Source organism: Klebsiella sp. GG_Kp173, from assembly GCF_040062415.1.
Classification (GTDB): domain Bacteria; phylum Pseudomonadota; class Gammaproteobacteria; order Enterobacterales; family Enterobacteriaceae; genus Klebsiella; species Klebsiella quasipneumoniae.
This window is the reverse complement of record NZ_JBEAFZ010000088.1, coordinates 155,570-171,913: the sequence shown is the minus strand read 5'-3', so window position 1 is coordinate 171,913 and position 16,344 is coordinate 155,570. Positions and strand designations below refer to the sequence as shown.

At 58.8% G+C, this 16,344-nt stretch carries 16 protein-coding genes; 6 read left to right on the top strand and 10 right to left on the bottom strand.

Translation table 11 applies throughout. From position 1 onward, the window contains the following. Positions 1-45: 45 nt before the first annotated feature. The 5 genes from recG to gmk form a co-directional block, all read right to left on the bottom strand. Positions 46-2,127 carry an ATP-dependent DNA helicase RecG gene (gene recG / locus ABLU50_RS23780; protein ID WP_043522747.1) on the bottom strand — a complete coding sequence of 694 codons (2,082 nt, stop codon included), beginning with the start codon at positions 2,125-2,127 and terminating at the stop codon, positions 46-48. Between the two features lie 5 nt (positions 2,128-2,132). Further along, entirely contained in the window at positions 2,133-2,822 is a 690-nt protein-coding gene (gene trmH, locus ABLU50_RS23775) for a tRNA (guanosine(18)-2'-O)-methyltransferase TrmH (RefSeq protein WP_023319341.1), read from the bottom strand. Positions 2,823-2,983: 161 nt separating this feature from the next. Next, positions 2,984-5,104, bottom strand: a complete 2,121-nt coding sequence (gene spoT, locus ABLU50_RS23770) for a bifunctional GTP diphosphokinase/guanosine-3',5'-bis pyrophosphate 3'-pyrophosphohydrolase (RefSeq protein ID WP_004205080.1) — start codon at positions 5,102-5,104, stop codon at positions 2,984-2,986. Between the two features lie 18 nt (positions 5,105-5,122). Next, positions 5,123-5,398, bottom strand: a complete 276-nt coding sequence (gene rpoZ / locus ABLU50_RS23765; RefSeq protein WP_000135058.1) for a DNA-directed RNA polymerase subunit omega — start codon at positions 5,396-5,398, stop codon at positions 5,123-5,125. A gap of 54 nt (positions 5,399-5,452) precedes the next feature. Further along, positions 5,453-6,076 carry a guanylate kinase gene (gene gmk / locus ABLU50_RS23760; protein ID WP_002922664.1) on the bottom strand — a complete coding sequence of 208 codons (624 nt, stop codon included), beginning with the start codon at positions 6,074-6,076 and terminating at the stop codon, positions 5,453-5,455. Between the two features lie 258 nt (positions 6,077-6,334). Here gmk and ligB point away from each other — a divergent pair, with 258 nt between their 5' ends. Next, positions 6,335-8,011: an NAD-dependent DNA ligase LigB gene (gene ligB / locus ABLU50_RS23755; RefSeq protein WP_087832326.1), complete on the top strand. Its 1,677-nt coding sequence runs from the start codon at positions 6,335-6,337 to the stop codon at positions 8,009-8,011. Positions 8,012-8,016: 5 nt separating this feature from the next. Here ligB and ABLU50_RS23750 read toward each other — a convergent pair whose 3' ends face one another. Next, positions 8,017-8,634, bottom strand: coding sequence for a trimeric intracellular cation channel family protein (locus ABLU50_RS23750; protein ID WP_002922654.1), 618 nt, complete (start codon positions 8,632-8,634; stop codon positions 8,017-8,019). A gap of 275 nt (positions 8,635-8,909) precedes the next feature. On the opposite strand from ABLU50_RS23750, the gene ABLU50_RS23745 reads away from it, so the two are divergent. Continuing rightward, positions 8,910-10,169 (top strand): chloride channel protein, encoded by a 1,260-nt coding sequence (locus tag ABLU50_RS23745; RefSeq protein WP_069603477.1) that lies wholly within the window; start codon positions 8,910-8,912, stop codon positions 10,167-10,169. Positions 10,170-10,218: 49 nt separating this feature from the next. On the opposite strand, the gene ABLU50_RS23740 is transcribed toward ABLU50_RS23745, so the two are convergent. After that, on the bottom strand, positions 10,219-11,082 hold the full coding sequence (locus tag ABLU50_RS23740; protein ID WP_004205076.1) for a YicC/YloC family endoribonuclease: 864 nt from the start codon (positions 11,080-11,082) through the stop codon (positions 10,219-10,221). Between the two features lie 126 nt (positions 11,083-11,208). Between ABLU50_RS23740 and rph the strand changes: the two genes are divergently transcribed. Both rph and pyrE read left to right on the top strand, forming a co-directional pair. Further along, positions 11,209-11,925, top strand: a complete 717-nt coding sequence (rph, locus tag ABLU50_RS23735; RefSeq protein ID WP_023319338.1) for a ribonuclease PH — start codon at positions 11,209-11,211, stop codon at positions 11,923-11,925. Between the two features lie 65 nt (positions 11,926-11,990). Next, entirely contained in the window at positions 11,991-12,632 is a 642-nt protein-coding gene (gene pyrE, locus ABLU50_RS23730; RefSeq protein ID WP_004205073.1) for an orotate phosphoribosyltransferase, read from the top strand. A gap of 46 nt (positions 12,633-12,678) precedes the next feature. On the opposite strand, the gene slmA is transcribed toward pyrE, so the two are convergent. From slmA to coaBC, 3 genes are all read right to left on the bottom strand, one after another. After that, entirely contained in the window at positions 12,679-13,275 is a 597-nt protein-coding gene (gene slmA, locus ABLU50_RS23725) for a nucleoid occlusion factor SlmA (protein ID WP_004205072.1), read from the bottom strand. Between the two features lie 124 nt (positions 13,276-13,399). Next, positions 13,400-13,858, bottom strand: coding sequence for a dUTP diphosphatase (gene dut / locus ABLU50_RS23720; protein WP_017900056.1), 459 nt, complete (start codon positions 13,856-13,858; stop codon positions 13,400-13,402). Further along, positions 13,836-15,050, bottom strand: a complete 1,215-nt coding sequence (coaBC, locus tag ABLU50_RS23715) for a bifunctional phosphopantothenoylcysteine decarboxylase/phosphopantothenate--cysteine ligase CoaBC (RefSeq protein ID WP_032431274.1) — start codon at positions 15,048-15,050, stop codon at positions 13,836-13,838. Before coaBC ends, dut begins: the two co-directional genes overlap by 23 nt. A gap of 172 nt (positions 15,051-15,222) precedes the next feature. Here coaBC and radC point away from each other — a divergent pair, with 172 nt between their 5' ends. Together radC and rpmB are read left to right on the top strand one after the other, a co-directional pair. Then, on the top strand, positions 15,223-15,888 hold the full coding sequence (gene radC, locus ABLU50_RS23710; protein ID WP_023319336.1) for a DNA repair protein RadC: 666 nt from the start codon (positions 15,223-15,225) through the stop codon (positions 15,886-15,888). Positions 15,889-16,104: 216 nt separating this feature from the next. Next, positions 16,105-16,341 (top strand): 50S ribosomal protein L28, encoded by a 237-nt coding sequence (gene rpmB / locus ABLU50_RS23705; RefSeq protein ID WP_000091955.1) that lies wholly within the window; start codon positions 16,105-16,107, stop codon positions 16,339-16,341. Positions 16,342-16,344: the final 3 nt, after the last annotated feature.

The window sequence follows — 16,344 nt, the reverse complement described above, 5'->3', positions numbered from 1 at the left end:
CCACTCATTGTGTAGAAAGATTGCCCGCAGCGCGGCAAAAGCGCGCTACGCGTTGGAATAGCGTTCGGTTTCCGGCATCCAGCGCTCGATCAGCGCCTGGGCCTGCAGCGGATAGCGTTCATGAATGTGACGCGCAATGCGCTGAACGTCGGGGATCATCGCCTGATCGCGCAGCAAATCCGCCACTTTAAACTCAGCGTTGCCGGTCTGGCGGGTGCCGAGCAGCTCACCGGGACCGCGAATTTCAAGGTCTTTCTGGGCGATGACGAAACCGTCGTTACTGTCACGCAGCACCTGCAGGCGTTTCTGCGCCGTTTTAGAGAGCGGCGATTTATAGAGTAGCACGCAGTGGGAAGCGACCGCGCCGCGCCCGACGCGCCCTCTGAGCTGGTGCAGCTGAGCCAGACCCAGACGTTCCGGGTTTTCGATAATCATCAGGCTCGAGTTCGGTACGTCGACACCGACTTCAATGACCGTAGTGGCCACCAGCAGATGCATTTCGCCCTGCTTGAAAGCCTGCATCACCGCCTGCTTCTCCGCCGGTTTCATCCGCCCATGCACCAGACCGATATTCAGCTCCGGCAGCGCCAGCTTGAGCTCCTCCCAGGTCGCTTCCGCCGCCTGGGCCTCCAGCAGATCGGACTCCTCAATCAGCGTACAGACCCAATAGGCCTGGCGGCCTTCGTGGGTGCAGGCGTTGCGCACGCGGTCAATAATATCGCTGCGCCGGGTGTCCGGGATAGCGACGGTAGTCACCGGGGTTCGGCCCGGCGGCAGCTCGTCGATAACCGAGGTATCGAGGTCGGCGTAGGCGGTCATCGCCAGGGTGCGCGGGATCGGCGTGGCGGTCATGATCAGCTGATGCGGGTGGAAACCCTGCTGCTGACCTTTCTCCCACAGCGCCAGCCGCTGGTGTACGCCGAAGCGGTGCTGTTCGTCGATGATCACCAGCGCCAGGCCGTTAAACTGCACCTGTTCCTGGAAGATGGCGTGGGTGCCGACAATCATCTGCACCTCGCCGCTGGCGATAGCGTCCTGCTGCGCCTGGCGGGCTTTGCCTTTCTGTTTGCCCGCCAGCCAGCCGACCTCAATGCCCAGCGGTGCAAACCAGCTGCGGAAGTTGTTGGCGTGCTGCTCGGCGAGCAGTTCGGTGGGCGCCATCAGCGCCACCTGTTTGCCGTGGGCGATAGCGCGCAGAGCGGCCAGGGCGGCGACCAGCGTTTTACCGGAGCCGACGTCGCCCTGCACCAGGCGCATCATCGGCACGTCCAGCGCCATATCGCGCTCGATCTCGGCGGTGACCCGCGCCTGCGCGCCGGTGGGCTTAAAGGGTAGGGAGGCCAGCAGCTGATTTTTCAGGGTATCGTTGGCGCCGAGCGGCAGGGCGTGATAGCGCTGGGCGCCCGCCCGCAGCGCCAGCATGCTGAGGTTGTGCGCCAGCAGCTCTTCCAGAATCAGGCGCTGCTGCGCCGGGTGCTTGCCGCTTTCCAGCTCGCTAAGTTGCAAGGAGGGAGGCGGACGGTGCAGCGTACGCAGCGCCTCCGGCAGGCTCATCATCCCCTGCGACAGCTCCGGCGGCAGGAGTTCGCTAATTGCGCAGGTCTCGAGCAGCTCGAGCGCCTGATCGGTGAGCTTGCGCAGGGTCGCCTGCTTAATGCCTTCGGTAGTCGGGTAGACCGGCGTCAGGGTCTCCTGCAGCTCCGGGGTGCTCATATCGCCCTGGACGCGGTATTCCGGGTGGATCATCTCGGCGCCGTACTTCCCGCGTTTGGCTTCACCGTAGGCCAGCACTCGTCGACCGGTCGCGAGGCTGTTTTTCATCGCCGCGTTGAAGTTGAAAAAGCGCATGGTGAGGATGCCGGTGCCATCGCTGATCTGGCAGGTCATCATTCGGCGGCCGCCGAAGGTGATATTGCTGTTGAGCACTTCGCCTTCCACGGTGGCATAAACCCCGGGCAGCAGATCGGCTATCGGGTAAAGATGGGTGCGATCTTCGTAGCGCAAAGGCAGGTGCAGCAGCAGATCCTGTACCGTATGCAGGCCGATCTTCGCCAGCTTGCTGCTCTGCGCAGCCCCAACGCCGGTGAGTGAACTGAGCGGAACGGCATCTAACAGGCGGCCTGACATGGGGTTTACCTCGCAGCCTGCATGGTGGCCCACCACGCGGCATCGGCTTCCACTTCGCCCTGCTCGTTAACGTGGGGGTAAGGTAGCCCTTTCTGTCTCGCGACGCGGGCCAGCACCGGATAGCCGCCTTCAAACAGCAGGCGCTGCTGCTCTTCCGGCGGCAGCATGCTGTTGGCGCGTTGGTACATCCCGGCGTTCTGTCGCTGCCGCTGGGCTTCATACAGGATCAGCGCCGAGGCGACGGAGACGTTCAGCGACTGCACCATGCCGATCATCGGGATAATAATGTCCTGATCGGCCAGGGCCAGCGCTTCCTGAGTGATGCCGGTTTTCTCCTGACCCATCAGGATGCAGGTTGGGCGCGTATAGTCGATTTCACGGAAATCGATGGCTTTGCCGGAAAGATGGGTGGCGAGGATTTGCATACCCTGGCCTTTGAGGTGGCCGACGGCATCTGCGATGGTACGGTGGGTTTTCACCTGCACCCAGCTGTTGCTGCCCGCGGCGGCGGAGGCCATGGTGCGCATCCGGCTGCTCGGCCAGACCGCGTGCACCTCGTGTACGCCAACGGCGTCTGCGGTCCGGATGACCGCAGAGACGTTATGGGGCTTATGGACCTGCTCCATGCAGACCGTCAGGTCAGGCTGACGCCTGGCGAGCATCTCGCAGATACGCGCATAACGCTGTGAATTCATTACACTTCATCCTTCGAATTACCTCTTTAGTCGCTGCGGATCACGCGGCCCATCCCTGGGCCTCGCCCCTGACGGGGCCTGCAAGCAGCGTTCAAATCTGCTCCCGGCAGATTTGTCATTCGCTTGCTGCCTTGATGCAATTCGAATGTTTTGTCTAAAAGCTAATTTCGGTTACGGGTGACTTTAATCACGTCCGGCATGACGCGGATTTTGCGCATGATATTCGCCAGATGCACGCGGTCGCGGGCGGTCAGGCGGATAAAGGCGCTGTATACGCGGCCATCTTTCTCTTCCGTATTCAGACTCTGGATATTGGAAGAGGCGGTGTTGATCGCCGCCGTCAGGTTAGCCAGTGCGCCCTGGTGATTAAACATATCCACCTTGATCTCCGTAATGAACTCCTGAGCGGTCTCTTTATCCCACTCAACCGCCATAAATTTCTCCGGCTCTTTCTGGTAGCCGCGGATGTTACGACAGGATTCATGATGGATAACCAGCCCTTTGCCGGGACTGACGTGGGCGATAATCGGGTCACCGGGGATCGGACGACAGCATTTGGCGAAAGTGATCAGCACGCCATCGGCGCCTTTGATTGGCAGATGGCCGTGGTTCGAGGCATTGGCCGGCACCGGTGCCGCAGCGGCTTCGCCCTGCTGCAGGTTTTTCGCCACCACCACGCTCATGGCGTTGCCCAGACCGATCTCCGCCAGCAGATCGTCAAGCGAGGCCAGCTTCATCCGGTCGAGCTCGCGCTGGATATTCTCCGGCGGGATCTCGGCGAGTTTGCGGCTACCGCCCAGCGCGTGGTTGAGCAGACGACGGCCAAGGCTGACCGAGTCATCGCGCTTGAGGTTTTTCAGCAGCTGACGGATCTTGGCGCGCGCCTTCGAGCTGACGACAAAGTTCAGCCAGGCGGCATTCGGACGTGCGCCCGGCGCGGTAATAATTTCGACAGTCTGACCGCTGGAGAGCGGCTGCGACAGTGGATAGGGCTGGCGGTCGACGCGCGCGCCGACGCAGGCATGGCCGATATCGGTATGCACCGCATAGGCGAAGTCCACCGGCGTGGCGCCAGCGGGCAGTTCGACAATGCGCCCTTCCGGGGTGAAAACGTAAATCTCATCGGGGAACAGATCGGATTTAACGCTCTCAATAAATTCAAACGAGCTGCCGGCGCTCTGCTGCAGCTCCAGCAGGCTTTGCATCCAGCGCTGGGCGCGGATTTGCGCGGTGGTGCTGCTTTCGCCGCCGTGCTCTTTATAAGCCCAGTGCGCCGCGACCCCCATCTCCGCCATCTGATCCATGTCTTCGGTACGAATTTGTACCTCGACCGGGACGCCGTGGGGGCCGATCATCGAGGTGTGCAAAGACTGATAGCCGTTCGCTTTCGGAATGGCGATGTAATCTTTGAAACGACCTGGACGCGGTTTATAGAGGCTGTGCATCTGGCCAAGCACGCGGTAGCAGACATCGGCATCGTGGACGATAACGCGGAAGGCGTAGATATCCATGATCGAGTGAAAACGCTGCTCTTTGAGCACCATTTTGCAGTAGATCGAGTACAGATGCTTTTCGCGACCGCTGACGCGGCAGGGGATCCCCGCTTCCTGCAAACGCCCTTCGATTTCCGAGAGGATCTTTTGGATCATCTCTTTACGGTTGCCGCGCGCCGCTTTGACCACCTCTTTAATGACGCGGTAGCGGTTCGGGTACAGCGCCTCAAAGCCCAGCTCTTCGAGCTCAGTTTTGATGTGATGGATACCTAAACGGTGCGCCAGCGGGCTGTAGATTTCCAGCGTTTCGCGGGCGATGCGGCGGCGTTTATCCGGGCGTAGCGAGCCCAGGGTACGCATGTTGTGGGTGCGGTCGGCAAGCTTGATGAGGATGACGCGGATGTCCTGCACCATCGCCATGATCATTTTACGAAAGTTTTCGGCCTGCGCCTCTTTCTTATCGCGGAACTTGAGCTTATCAAGTTTCGATACCCCCTCTACCAGTTCGGCGACGCTTTTACCAAAAAGCTGTTCCATGTCCTGGTAGGTGGCGGGAGTATCTTCAATCACATCATGCAGCAGCGCGGCCATCAGCGTTTCGTAGTCGAGCTTCATCTCGGCCAGAATACAGGCTACCGCGACCGGGTGCGTGATATAAGGTTCACCGCTTGAACGTGTCTGACCCTCGTGAGCGTCACGTGCAACGAGATACGCCTGCCGCAGACGTTTGATCTGGTCTTCCGGCAGGTAGTTTTGAATCAGCTGATTCAGGCTTTCAAACAGATACAAGGGCGACCCGCTGTGTGATTAACGACGACCTTCAGCAATCGCGGTAACGGCTTGTAATTCAGCGGCTTCCTGCTCTTGCTGTTCCTGGCGCTCACGTACGTCGAGGATCTGGTTGTTGATCAGACCTTCTTCGATTTCGCGCAGTGCGATTACGGTGGTTTTATCGTTTTCTTCCGGTACCAGCGGATCCTTTCCGCCGACCTGCATCTGACGAGCGCGACGCGCGGCGACCAGTACCAGGTCAAAACGATTACCAATTTTCTCTACAGCGTCCTGAACAGTTACGCGTGCCATACTTAAAATGCTCCACAGGTGAAGAAATGACTGGGCATGATACTGAATGTGGGTTCAGTCTGCCAATAGTTTGGTGATTAAAGCGCCATGTCGCTGCTTTTGGCGGCTCATGCGCAGACGTTCAGCGCGGATGATATTTTTCAGGTCGCTCAGGGCGGTGTCAAAATCATCGTTCACAATCAGGTAATCATATTCGGCGTAATGGCTCATTTCCGCAACGGCCTGGGCCATTCGTTTCGCGATCACCTCTTCGCTGTCCTGGCCGCGGCCGCGCAGGCGACGGTCCAGTTCATCTTTTGACGGCGGCAGAATAAAAATGCTGCGTGCGCCCGGCATGCTTTTACGGATCTGCTGCGCGCCCTGCCAGTCGATATCGAGGAAGACATCAACACCGGTCGCCAGCACCTGCTCGATCGCTTTACGCGACGTGCCGTAATAGTTGCCAAAGACCTCTGCATGTTCCAGAAACGCGTTTTCGCCAATCATCGAGCGGAATTCGTCGTGATTCACGAAGAAATAGTGTTCGCCGTGCACTTCACCCGGACGCGGCGCCCGCGTGGTATGGGAAACCGATACCTGGGTGTCATACAACGGTTGGGTTTTTAATAAAGCCTGAATCAGGCTGGATTTACCCGCGCCGCTAGGGGCGGAAACAATATAAAGCGTGCCTTGAGCCATGAGTGTCTTTTGTATGTGGTTATCGAAAGAGGTCCTACATACGAGCCTATTATACACGTCGCCGCGGCGTGACGCAGTCCTTGTCACACTTTTTGCCGCTGTTTCTTTCATTTTGCCTGCCGTTTTCCTAAATTCGCCAGCCGTTGCTGCAACGAGGTGCAAATCCTGGAAGGCGCTTCGCAGGGTGAAAAAGCCCCCGTCGCGGTTTCCGGTATTCTGCCGCAGACTCTCCGTCAGGTGCTGAAGGAGGGAACTGCAATGCGTAAAGGAGGGGGGTGGCTGGCGATAGGGATGTTCTCTGCCAGCGCGCTGGCGACGTGCCCGGACTGGCCGCCGGCTAAAGGCAGACAGGAGATTGCACGTCTTCATCAACAGATTGACGCCTGGAACGAGGCTTACTGGCGACAGGGCGCCAGCGAGGTGAGTGATGACGTTTACGACCAGCTCACCCAGCGCCTGACGCAGTGGCGGCAATGCTTTCGGGGCGCGACGCCTGAGGAGGACGGTCTGTCTCCACCGACCGGCGATACGCGTCATCCGGTCGCCCATACCGGCGTACGCAAGCTGGCGGATGAAGCCAGCCTGGCCCGCTGGATGAAAAATAAAACCGACCTGTGGATACAGCCTAAGGTGGACGGCGTGGCGGTAACCCTGGTCTATCGCCAGGGGCATCTGGTTCAGGCTATCAGCCGCGGGGATGGCCTGCGCGGTGAGTTGTGGACCGCCCGAGCGCGGCAGATCCCGGCGCTGGCGAAGCTGACGACCGGCGAACTGGCCAACAGCGTGCTGCAGGGGGAGCTGTTTCTGCGTCGGGAGGGGCATGTTCAGCAGCAGGCTGGCGGAATGAACGCGCGGGCGAAAGTCGCCGGGTTGATGATGCGGGCTGACGCGGCGGCGCCCCTCAGCCAGCTGGACGTTTTTATCTGGGCCTGGCCAGACGGTCCGTTGGATATGCGCCGTCGTCAGAAGCTGCTGGCGCAGGCGGGGTTTATCTACAGCGGACAATACACCCATCCGGTGACGCGTGTTGAGCAGGTGGCGGAGTGGCGCCAGCGGTGGTATCGCTCGCCGCTGCCCTTCGTCAGCGATGGCGTGATTGTGCGTGAAGGGCGCGAACCGGCGGGGCGCGTCTGGTCACCGGGAAAGGGCGAATGGCTGGCAGCCTGGAAATATCCTCCGGCATCGCGGGTGATGGAGGTGCGGGCGATCCATTTCAGTACCGGCCGCAGCGGTAGAGTCAACGTAGTGGCTGAGCTTGAGCCCCAGCGACTGGATGACAAACGCGTGCAGCGGGTTAACGTTGGCTCTGTGGCCCGCTGGCAGGCGCTGGATATTGGGGTTGGCGATCAGCTGCAGATCAGTCTGGCAGGTCAGGGTATTCCACGGATCGACGCGGTCGTCTGGCGGATGGCCGAGCGCCTTAAACCGACGCCGCCGGCGGCCAAATTCAATGCGCTAACCTGCTATTTCGCCACCCCTGAGTGCAGCGAACAGTTTCTTTCCCGGCTGGTCTGGTTGTCATCAAAGTCGGCGCTGGATATCGATGGCGTAGGGGAAAACGTATGGCGCGTCATTCAGCGGCAGCACCCGATGGAGCATCTTTTTTCCTGGCTGGCGCTCACGGCGGAGCAGCTGCAGGCGATGCCTGGGATCTCGGCCGCCCGTGGGCAGCACCTCTGGCATCAGTTTGATCTTATTCGTAAACGGCCTTTTATACGCTGGGTGCTGGCGATGGGGATCCCGGTGCCCCAGGAGGCGCTGGCGCAGCCTGGAAATGAAAACTGGCGCCTCCTCACGGCAAAGAGTGAAGCGCAATGGCGCACGCTGCCGGGCGTGGGGGCGATCAGAGCCCGACAGCTGGTGGCTTTCCTGCATCACCCTGACGTGGCGGCGCTGGCGCAATGGCTTAGCGGGCAACGCATCCCCGGGTTTTGAGGCGGTTAGTGGGCGTCGTGGGTGTAGTGGAAGACCGGTAGCCCGAGCTTCCAGCGCAGCGCCAGCATGCGGGCGGTAAAGCCGAACAGCAGCGTGGCCAGGACCACCACATCGTGGCTGCTAACGTAATGTTGCAGCGCTATATAGAGTACCGCTGCGGCAAACGAGATCCCGGCGTACAGCTCTTTCTGGAAGACCAGCGGAATGCGTTTGCAGAACATATCGCGCAGTACACCGCCAAAAACGCCGGTGATGACCGCAGCAATAGAGGCGATAACCGGCCCTTCTCCCATATCCAGGGCGATTTGCGCACCGATGATGGAAAATACGATCAGCCCCAGCGCATCCAGCACCAGGAAAAGCCGGCGCAGGTGCGGCATTACCGGGGCGGCAATTGTGGTAAGGACGGCGGCGACGGCGACAATAATGACGTATTCCGGATGCTTCACCCAGCCGAGAGGATAGTGTCCCAGCAGGATATCGCGAACGGAACCCCCGCCCAGCGCGGTCGCGGTGGCGATAATAATGACGCCGAACGTATCCATCCGCCGACGCCCGGCAGCCAGCGCTCCGGTCATGGCTTCCGCGGTGATACCGATTAAATACAGAACATGAAGCAGCATAGATCCCCCCAGACAGTGGCCGGCAGGTTAACGATTTGTGCGCAGGATCACGATTGAGATTTTCTAAAGTGAAATAGTTAGGCCAGGAAAAACTAATGCCAATATAGATTAAATTGGCTTTAATTGGCGGTTGATTTCTATTTTTTGAATTTTTAAAAATTAGAAAAAGTAATGACTTGTTCCCGATCGATTTTCTATATTGAAAACGCTACGAATACCTAATGTTTAAGTCCCGACCTTTATCCTTTTATTTTCTTTCTCGAGGAGATGAGAAAATGCGTGTCGCCGCCGGGAGCAAACATTCTCTGACTCGCCTGTTGGCCGTGGTATTAACCGGGATTCTGGCCGGTCTGTCCGGCATGGTTTTGGCACTGATTTTACACGCCATTCAGCACCTGGCTTTTGGCTACAGTTCCGGGCAGATCGTCGGTTCGGTGTCATTTTTACAGGGCGTCACGGCGTCGCCCTGGCCACGTCGCATCGCGGCAATCGTGGCCGGCGGCATCGTCGCCGGATTTGGCTGGTGGCTGCTTGGTCGCTATGGGCAGAAGCGGGTTTCCATTGCCGCGGCGGCGGCTAACCCTTCCGTCCCCATGCCCGCGGGCACCACGACGATCCACGCCCTGTTGCAGATCGTCACCGTAGCGCTGGGTTCCCCGCTTGGCCGCGAAGTGGCGCCGCGGGAAATGGGCGCGCTGGGAGGGGGGATGGTGGCGCGTAAGCTGAGCCTGCTGGAGGATGACACCCGCACGCTGATTGCCTGTGGGGCGGGCGCGGGCCTGGCGGCGGTGTATAACGTCCCGCTGGCAGGGGCGTTGTTCACCCTCGAGGTCATGCTGCTATCGTTTAGCTGGGAAAAAACGCTGGCGGCGATAATGACCTCGGCGATTGCCGCCTGGACGGCCACCCTCGGGTTAGGGGATGAATCGCAATACCATTTTGTTTCCAGCGCGCTTCCGCACACCTTTCTCTGGTGGGCGATTCTGGTGGGCCCGATTCTGGGCGCCGGCGCCTGGCTCTTTCGCAAAGCGACCAGCGCAGCGCGTTCACGCGTGCGAAGTAACTGGCAGATGCCGGTGTTCTGTCTGCTGGCGTTTTCACTTCTTGCCGTCCTGAGCCTCTGGCTCCCTGCGCTACCGGGCAATGGCAAGGGGCCGATGCAGCTGGCGCTCAGCGACGGGCTGCCTCTCTCCATGGTTGCGATCCTGTTAGGGCTGAAGATGGTGGTTATCCTGGCGGTGCTGCGCGGCGGCGCGGAGGGCGGGTTGCTAACCCCGGGGCTGGCGGTGGGCGGGCTGGCCAGCCTGCTGCTCTGCGCGCTCTGGCAATCAGGGTTCCCCGGCGGAGATGAAAGTAGTTTCGCCCTGGTGGGGGCAGCCGCTTTTCTCGCCGCCTCCATGCAGATGCCGCTGACGGCGGTGGTGCTGGTGATGGAATTCACCCACATGGATCACAGCTATCTGGCCCCGACGCTGCTGTGCGCGGCAGGGGCGTTTTTGACCTGCCGGGTACTGGATAAGAAATATTGCTTTTGAAATGGATGAAAAAAGGCCGGTAAACCGGCCTTCAGAAAGGTATCTGAGATTACTCGATATTCTGGATCTGCTCGCGCATTTGCTCGATCAGCACTTTCAGCTCAATCGCGGAGTTGGTGACCTCGGCATTGATCGATTTTGACGCCAGGGTGTTCGACTCACGGTTGAACTCCTGCATCATAAAGTCGAGACGGCGACCCACGGCCTCTTTCTTTTTCAGAATGTTGTAGGTCTCTTTCACGTGGGCTTCGAGGCGGTCCAGCTCTTCGGCAACGTCGATACGCTGCGCCATCAGCACCAGCTCTTGCTCGAGACGGTTATTCTCCAGCTGCACTTCCGCATCCTCCAGCTTGGCGACCAGACGCTCGCGCTGCCACTGGAGAATTTCCGGCATATGGGCGCGAACTTTCGCCACTTCGCCGCTCACGCCTTCAAGACGCTGCTCGATAAGCGTTTTCAGCGCCTGGCCTTCCGTTTCGCGAGCGACGATGAAGTCATCCAGCGCGCCGTCAAGGGCTGCCAGAATGTCGGCGGCGATGGCGTCAAGATCCTGCTCTTTGGCGGCCATTACGCCCGGCCAGCGCAGGATATCAACCGGATTGATTTCCCCTTCATCGCTCTGCATTTTCACCCAGTTGGCAGCGTTAACCAGCTGTTTAGCCAGCTTTTCGTTGAGAATGAGTTCGCCCTGAGCGCTGGGGTCTTGTTCAAAACGCAGGGTGCATTCGACTTTACCGCGAGTCAGGCGGGCGCGAATGCGTTCGCGTACCACGGGCTCCAGGCTACGGAACTGCTCCGGCAGGCGGAAGTACGTTTCCAGATAGCGCTGGTTTACCGAGCGCAGCTCCCATGCGGCGCTACCCCAGTCACCCTTGATTTCACGGCGGGCATAGGCGGTCATACTGCGGATCATAGTCGTTCCTGTTTTTAAAGGAGAGTGGGGAGGATTATAGCTTTCGAGACCTTATCAGGATAGGAATAAGCGCCTTTAATCCGTATAATGCGCAGCCACATTCGTTTCAAGCCGGAGATTTCTATCATGCGTCCAGCAGGTCGTAGCGCCAACCAGGTGCGCCCCGTCACCCTGACCCGTAATTACACAAAACACGCTGAAGGCTCTGTGCTGGTTGAATTCGGTGATACCAAAGTGCTGTGCACCGCCTCCATTGACGAAGGCGTTCCGCGTTTCCTGAAAGGACAGGGACAGGGGTGGATCACCGCTGAATATGGCATGCTGCCGCGTTCAACGCACACGCGTAACGCGCGTGAAGCGGCAAAAGGCAAGCAGGGCGGCCGGACGATGGAAATTCAGCGCCTGATCGCCCGTGCGCTGCGCGCGGCGGTTGATCTGAAAGCGCTGGGCGAGTTTACCATCACCCTCGACTGCGATGTGCTGCAGGCCGACGGCGGCACCCGCACCGCGTCTATTACCGGTGCCTGCGTGGCGCTGGCTGATGCGCTGAATAAGCTGGTGGCGGCCGGCAAGCTGAAAACTAACCCGATGAAAGGGATGGTGGCGGCGGTCTCTGTTGGGATCGTTAATGGCGAAGCCATCTGCGATCTGGAGTACATCGAAGACTCTGCCGCGGAAACCGACATGAACGTGGTGATGACCGAAGATGGTCGCATCATTGAGGTGCAGGGTACGGCAGAAGGCGAGCCGTTCACCCATGAAGAGCTCCTCACTCTCCTGGCGTTAGCCCGAGGGGGGATCGAATCCATTATTACGACGCAGAAGGCGGCGTTAGCAGATTAGTTTTTAAGGCGACTGAGAAGTCGCCTTTTTTTTGACCGTAAAAAAGTAAGATGAGGAGCGAATCCATGAAGCCGTATCAGCGCCAGTTTATTGAGTTTGCGCTTAGCAAGCAGGTTCTTAAGTTTGGCGAGTTTACGCTGAAATCCGGGCGTAAGAGCCCCTATTTCTTTAACGCCGGCCTGTTTAACACCGGGCGCGATCTGGCTCTGCTGGGCCGTTTTTATGCCGAGGCGCTGGTGGATTCCGGGATTGAGTTCGACCTGCTGTTTGGCCCGGCCTACAAAGGGATCCCGATCGCCACCACCACCGCGGTGGCGTTAGCCGAACACCATGACCGCGACCTGCCTTACTGCTTTAACCGTAAAGAGGCAAAGACTCACGGCGAAGGCGGCAATCTGGTCGGTAGTCCACTGCAGGGGCGGGTCATGCTGGTGGATGACGTGATCACCGCCGGTACGGCGATTCGCGAATCCATGGAGATCATCCAGGCCAACGGCGCGCAGCTGGCGGGCGTGCTGATCTCCCTGGATCGTCAGGAGCGCGGCCGCGGTGAAATCTCCGCCATTCAGGAAGTGGAGCGGGATTACGGCTGCCAGGTTATCTCGATCGTAACCCTGAAAGAGCTGATCGCTTACCTGGAAGAGAAACCGGAGATGGCGGAACACCTGGCGGCCGTTCGCGCTTATCGCGAAGCCTACGGCGTGTAACGAAAAAGCCCGGTAAGCAGAGCGCTACCGGGCAATGCAAAGAAAACTACTGCAGCTGTGCGGCGACCAGCGGCCAGCGGGCGTCGAAATCATCCGTCGGACGGTATTTGAACTCGCTGCGCACAAAGCGCGACAGCATGCCCTCGCAGAAGGCGAGCAGCTGGCTGGCCAGCAGCGTTTCGTCGAGCGTGTAGCCTTCGCCTTCGCGCATTTTTTTCTCGCGCATCACCTGACGCAGCTGCACTTCGATGCGTTCAAAAAGCTGGTTGATACGGCCCTGCAGCCGGTCCTGTTCGAACATCAGCGCGTGTCCGGTGAGGATGCGCGTCAGCCCAGGATTACGCTCGCCAAACCCAAGAATCAACAGAACAATCAGGCGCAGGCGCGCGGACGTGTCCTTCTCATCTTTCAGAATCAAATTGATGCGCGTAATCAGACTGTCTTCAATGAACTCGATCAGGCTGTCAAACATGCGGGTTTTGCTGGGAAAATGGCGATACAGCGCGGCCTCAGAGACGCCGACGGAAGCTGCCAGTTTCGCGGTGGTAATACGTTGACTACCATCGCTGGATTCCAGCATTAGCGCCAGAGATTGAAGTATTTCTTCGCGACGATTCCGTTTCGCAGTTTGCTTTTCTGCCATGTTTTAAAATACCCCTGAAAATAAGCACTTGTCAGGCAGACATCCACAACGCGACCGCAAACCAGAGTTTGCGGTGGTGTTATTGCATTATGCGCGTTGGGATGCAGATTCCGTGTTGCTGGGCCTATTTGCGCCCTGAGTGACCGAAGCCGCCTTCGCCGCGGTCGGTGGCATCGAAAGATTCCACCAGGTTAAATTCCGCCTGCACGACCGGCACAAAGACCATCTGCGCGATACGTTCGCCCGGCTCGATAACAAAGCTCTGCTGACCGCGGTTCCAGACGGACACCATCAGCTGCCCCTGGTAATCGGAGTCGATAAGGCCCACCAGGTTGCCCAGCACCACGCCATGCTTATGACCCAGGCCGGAGCGCGGCAGGATCACCGCCGCCAGAGAGGGATCGGCGATATGAATCGCAAGGCCGGTCGGCAACAGCGTGGTTGCGCCCGGCGCCAGCTCTACGGCGTCGTCGAGACAGGCTCGCAGGTCAAGTCCGGCGGAGCCGGAGGTGGCATAGGTCGGCAGCGGAAATTGCTGGCCGACACGCGGGTCCAGAATCTTAACGTCGATTTTTTTCATCATAACGGGTCACGATCTCGTCGAGTAATAATTGGCCCAGGAGTTCCTTGCGCTCAAGTGGTAAGCGCTTTTCCCCATCCTGCCAGAAAAGGTGTAATGCGTTGCTATCGCTGTTAAAGCCCTGATTAGGCTGGGAAACATCGTTGGCGCAAATCAGGTCGAGGTTTTTGCGGGCACGTTTTTGCCGCGCATATTCTTCCACATTATTCGTTTCGGCGGCAAACCCAACGACGTAGGGGCGATGCGATTTTAGCGCTGCAACCCCGGCCACGATATCCGGGTTTTTAACCATTTTTATTGTTAATTCATCACCTTGTTTTTTTATTTTATCTTCGGCGATGGCGGCGGCGCGGTAATCCGCCACCGCGGCGCAGCCAATAAAAATGTGCTGCTGTTGAGCGCCGGCCTGGACGGCCGCTTCCATTTCCAGCGCGGTAGTGACATCAATACGCTGCACAAAGGGCGGTGTCGGAAGCGATACCGGTCCGCTGACCAGGGTCACGTTCGCGCCGCGCTGTGCGGCGGCGGCGGCAATCGCGAAGCCCATCTTACCGGAGCTGTGGTTAGAGATGTAACGCACCGGATCCAACGGCTCACGGGTCGGGCCCGCGGTAATCATGAGGTTGAGATGTTGCAAATCTTTGACAGGGGAGGCGAAATGCTGTGCGGCCATCTCCACGATGGTTAACGGATCGAGCATTCGCCCCGGGCCGATGTCGCCGCAGGCCTGGCTACCGCTGTCCGGTCCCCACAGCAGCAGGCCGCGGGAAGCGAGCGTCTGCAGATTATGCTGGGTGGCCTGCGCGCGATACATCTGCTGGTTCATGGCGGGCAAGACGGCAACCGGAGAAGGGGTGGCAAGACAGATCGTCGACACCAAATCGTTAGCCATGCCGGCCGCCACGCGGGCAATCAAATCGGCGGTCGCCGGGGCGAGGATCACCAGGTCGGCCCATTTTCCGAGCTCAATATGGCCCATGGCCGCTTCCGCCGCCGGATCGAGCAGGCTATCGGAAACCGGATAGCCGGATACCGCCTGCAGGCTGAGTGGGGTGATGAACGCTTTTGCCGCCTCCGTCATTGCGACACGCACTTCCGCGCCGCGTTCACGCAGTCGCCGCACCAGTTCCGGGGTTTTATACGCCGCGATACCGCCGCTGACGCCCAGGACGATTTTTTTACCCGCCAGAGTCATCATGATGTATTCCTGTTGCCGTAGACCAGAATCCGCGCATCTTATCACAATCCTGACGTGGTCGTGCCTCTGACGGGCATTCACTTTGCGAGCGGCTACGCAGGGTGAAAAGCGGCGCCTCGGCAGCGCCGTCAGGTTGTGCCAGGATAGGCTGATTCACGCAGGAGGGCGCATGGACGGAACGGAAAATCTGATGCCACGGGAGAAGATGCTGCAATACGGCATCGAGGCGCTGACGGATGTTGAGCTACTGGCGCTGTTTCTGCGCATTGGCACACGCCGTCAGGATGTGCTGAGCTACGCCCAGGCGTTACTGCAGCGTTTTGGTTCGCTCTACGCTCTGCTTTCCGCTGATAAAGCGCAACTGGTTGCCGTTGACGGACTGGGGCTGGCGAAATATGCGCAACTGAAGGGGATTGCCGAGCTGGCGCGGCGCTATTTTAGCTCGCAGCTGGTTGAGGAGGCCGCGCTGATCACCCCCTCGATGACGCGGGAATTTTTGCAAAGCCAGCTGACGGAAGAGGAGCGCGAGATCTTTATGGTGATCTTTTTAGATAATCAGAACCGCGTGTTGAAACATAGCCGCCTTTTTTCTGGTACTCTTAGCCACGTTGAGGTGCATCCGCGAGAAATTGTACGCGAAGCCATCAAAGTGAACGCCGCCGCCGTGATCCTTGCGCATAATCATCCCTCCGGTAGTCCGGAGCCGAGCCAGGCTGACAGGCTGATTACCGAAAGGGTGGTAAAATGTTGTCGATTCATGGAGATACGCGTGCTTGACCATCTGGTTATCGGCCGCGGTGCGTATGTATCTTTTGCCGAACGTGGCTGGATTTAGCCCCAGACTGGCGATCCTTCGGGATCTTTGTCTGTTCGGGACTTGAGCACATCGCCGAGTCAGCGTATACTACGCCACCTTTGAGAATCTCGGGTTTGGCATTTGGGCCTGGCAGTCGAGAGTTCACATTGAACTGCGATGACCAGGCTGTAAAGCCTGACGAGGCGCCAATACCCCATACGAAGCTCGAGCTAATTTGATTTTTGGAGAATAGACATGTCCCGAGTCTGCCAAGTTACTGGCAAGCGTCCGGTGACCGGTAACAACCGTTCCCACGCACTGAACGCGACTAAACGCCGTTTCCTGCCGAACCTGCACTCTCACCGTTTCTGGGTTGAGAGCGAGAAGCGTTTTGTCACCCTGCGCGTATCTGCTAAAGGTATGCGTGTAATCGATAAGAAAGGCATCGATACAGTTCTGGCTGAACTGCGTGCCCGTGGCGAAAAGTACTAAGTA

Coding starts and splice junctions, on each gene's coding strand:
- rpoZ (WP_000135058.1), bottom strand. CDS start 5,398: ATGGCACGCGTAACTGTTCAGGACGCTGTAGAGAAAATTGGTAATCGT.
- trmH (WP_023319341.1), bottom strand. CDS start 2,822: ATGAATTCACAGCGTTATGCGCGTATCTGCGAGATGCTCGCCAGGCGT.
- pyrE (WP_004205073.1), top strand. CDS start 11,991: ATGAAGCCGTATCAGCGCCAGTTTATTGAGTTTGCGCTTAGCAAGCAG.
- gmk (WP_002922664.1), bottom strand. CDS start 6,076: ATGGCTCAAGGCACGCTTTATATTGTTTCCGCCCCTAGCGGCGCGGGT.
- ABLU50_RS23745 (WP_069603477.1), top strand. CDS start 8,910: ATGCGTGTCGCCGCCGGGAGCAAACATTCTCTGACTCGCCTGTTGGCC.
- dut (WP_017900056.1), bottom strand. CDS start 13,858: ATGATGAAAAAAATCGACGTTAAGATTCTGGACCCGCGTGTCGGCCAG.
- slmA (WP_004205072.1), bottom strand. CDS start 13,275: ATGGCAGAAAAGCAAACTGCGAAACGGAATCGTCGCGAAGAAATACTT.
- rpmB (WP_000091955.1), top strand. CDS start 16,105: ATGTCCCGAGTCTGCCAAGTTACTGGCAAGCGTCCGGTGACCGGTAAC.
- rph (WP_023319338.1), top strand. CDS start 11,209: ATGCGTCCAGCAGGTCGTAGCGCCAACCAGGTGCGCCCCGTCACCCTG.
- ABLU50_RS23740 (WP_004205076.1), bottom strand. CDS start 11,082: ATGATCCGCAGTATGACCGCCTATGCCCGCCGTGAAATCAAGGGTGAC.
- radC (WP_023319336.1), top strand. CDS start 15,223: ATGGACGGAACGGAAAATCTGATGCCACGGGAGAAGATGCTGCAATAC.
- recG (WP_043522747.1), bottom strand. CDS start 2,127: ATGTCAGGCCGCCTGTTAGATGCCGTTCCGCTCAGTTCACTCACCGGC.
- ligB (WP_087832326.1), top strand. CDS start 6,335: ATGCGTAAAGGAGGGGGGTGGCTGGCGATAGGGATGTTCTCTGCCAGC.
- coaBC (WP_032431274.1), bottom strand. CDS start 15,050: ATGACTCTGGCGGGTAAAAAAATCGTCCTGGGCGTCAGCGGCGGTATC.
- ABLU50_RS23750 (WP_002922654.1), bottom strand. CDS start 8,634: ATGCTGCTTCATGTTCTGTATTTAATCGGTATCACCGCGGAAGCCATG.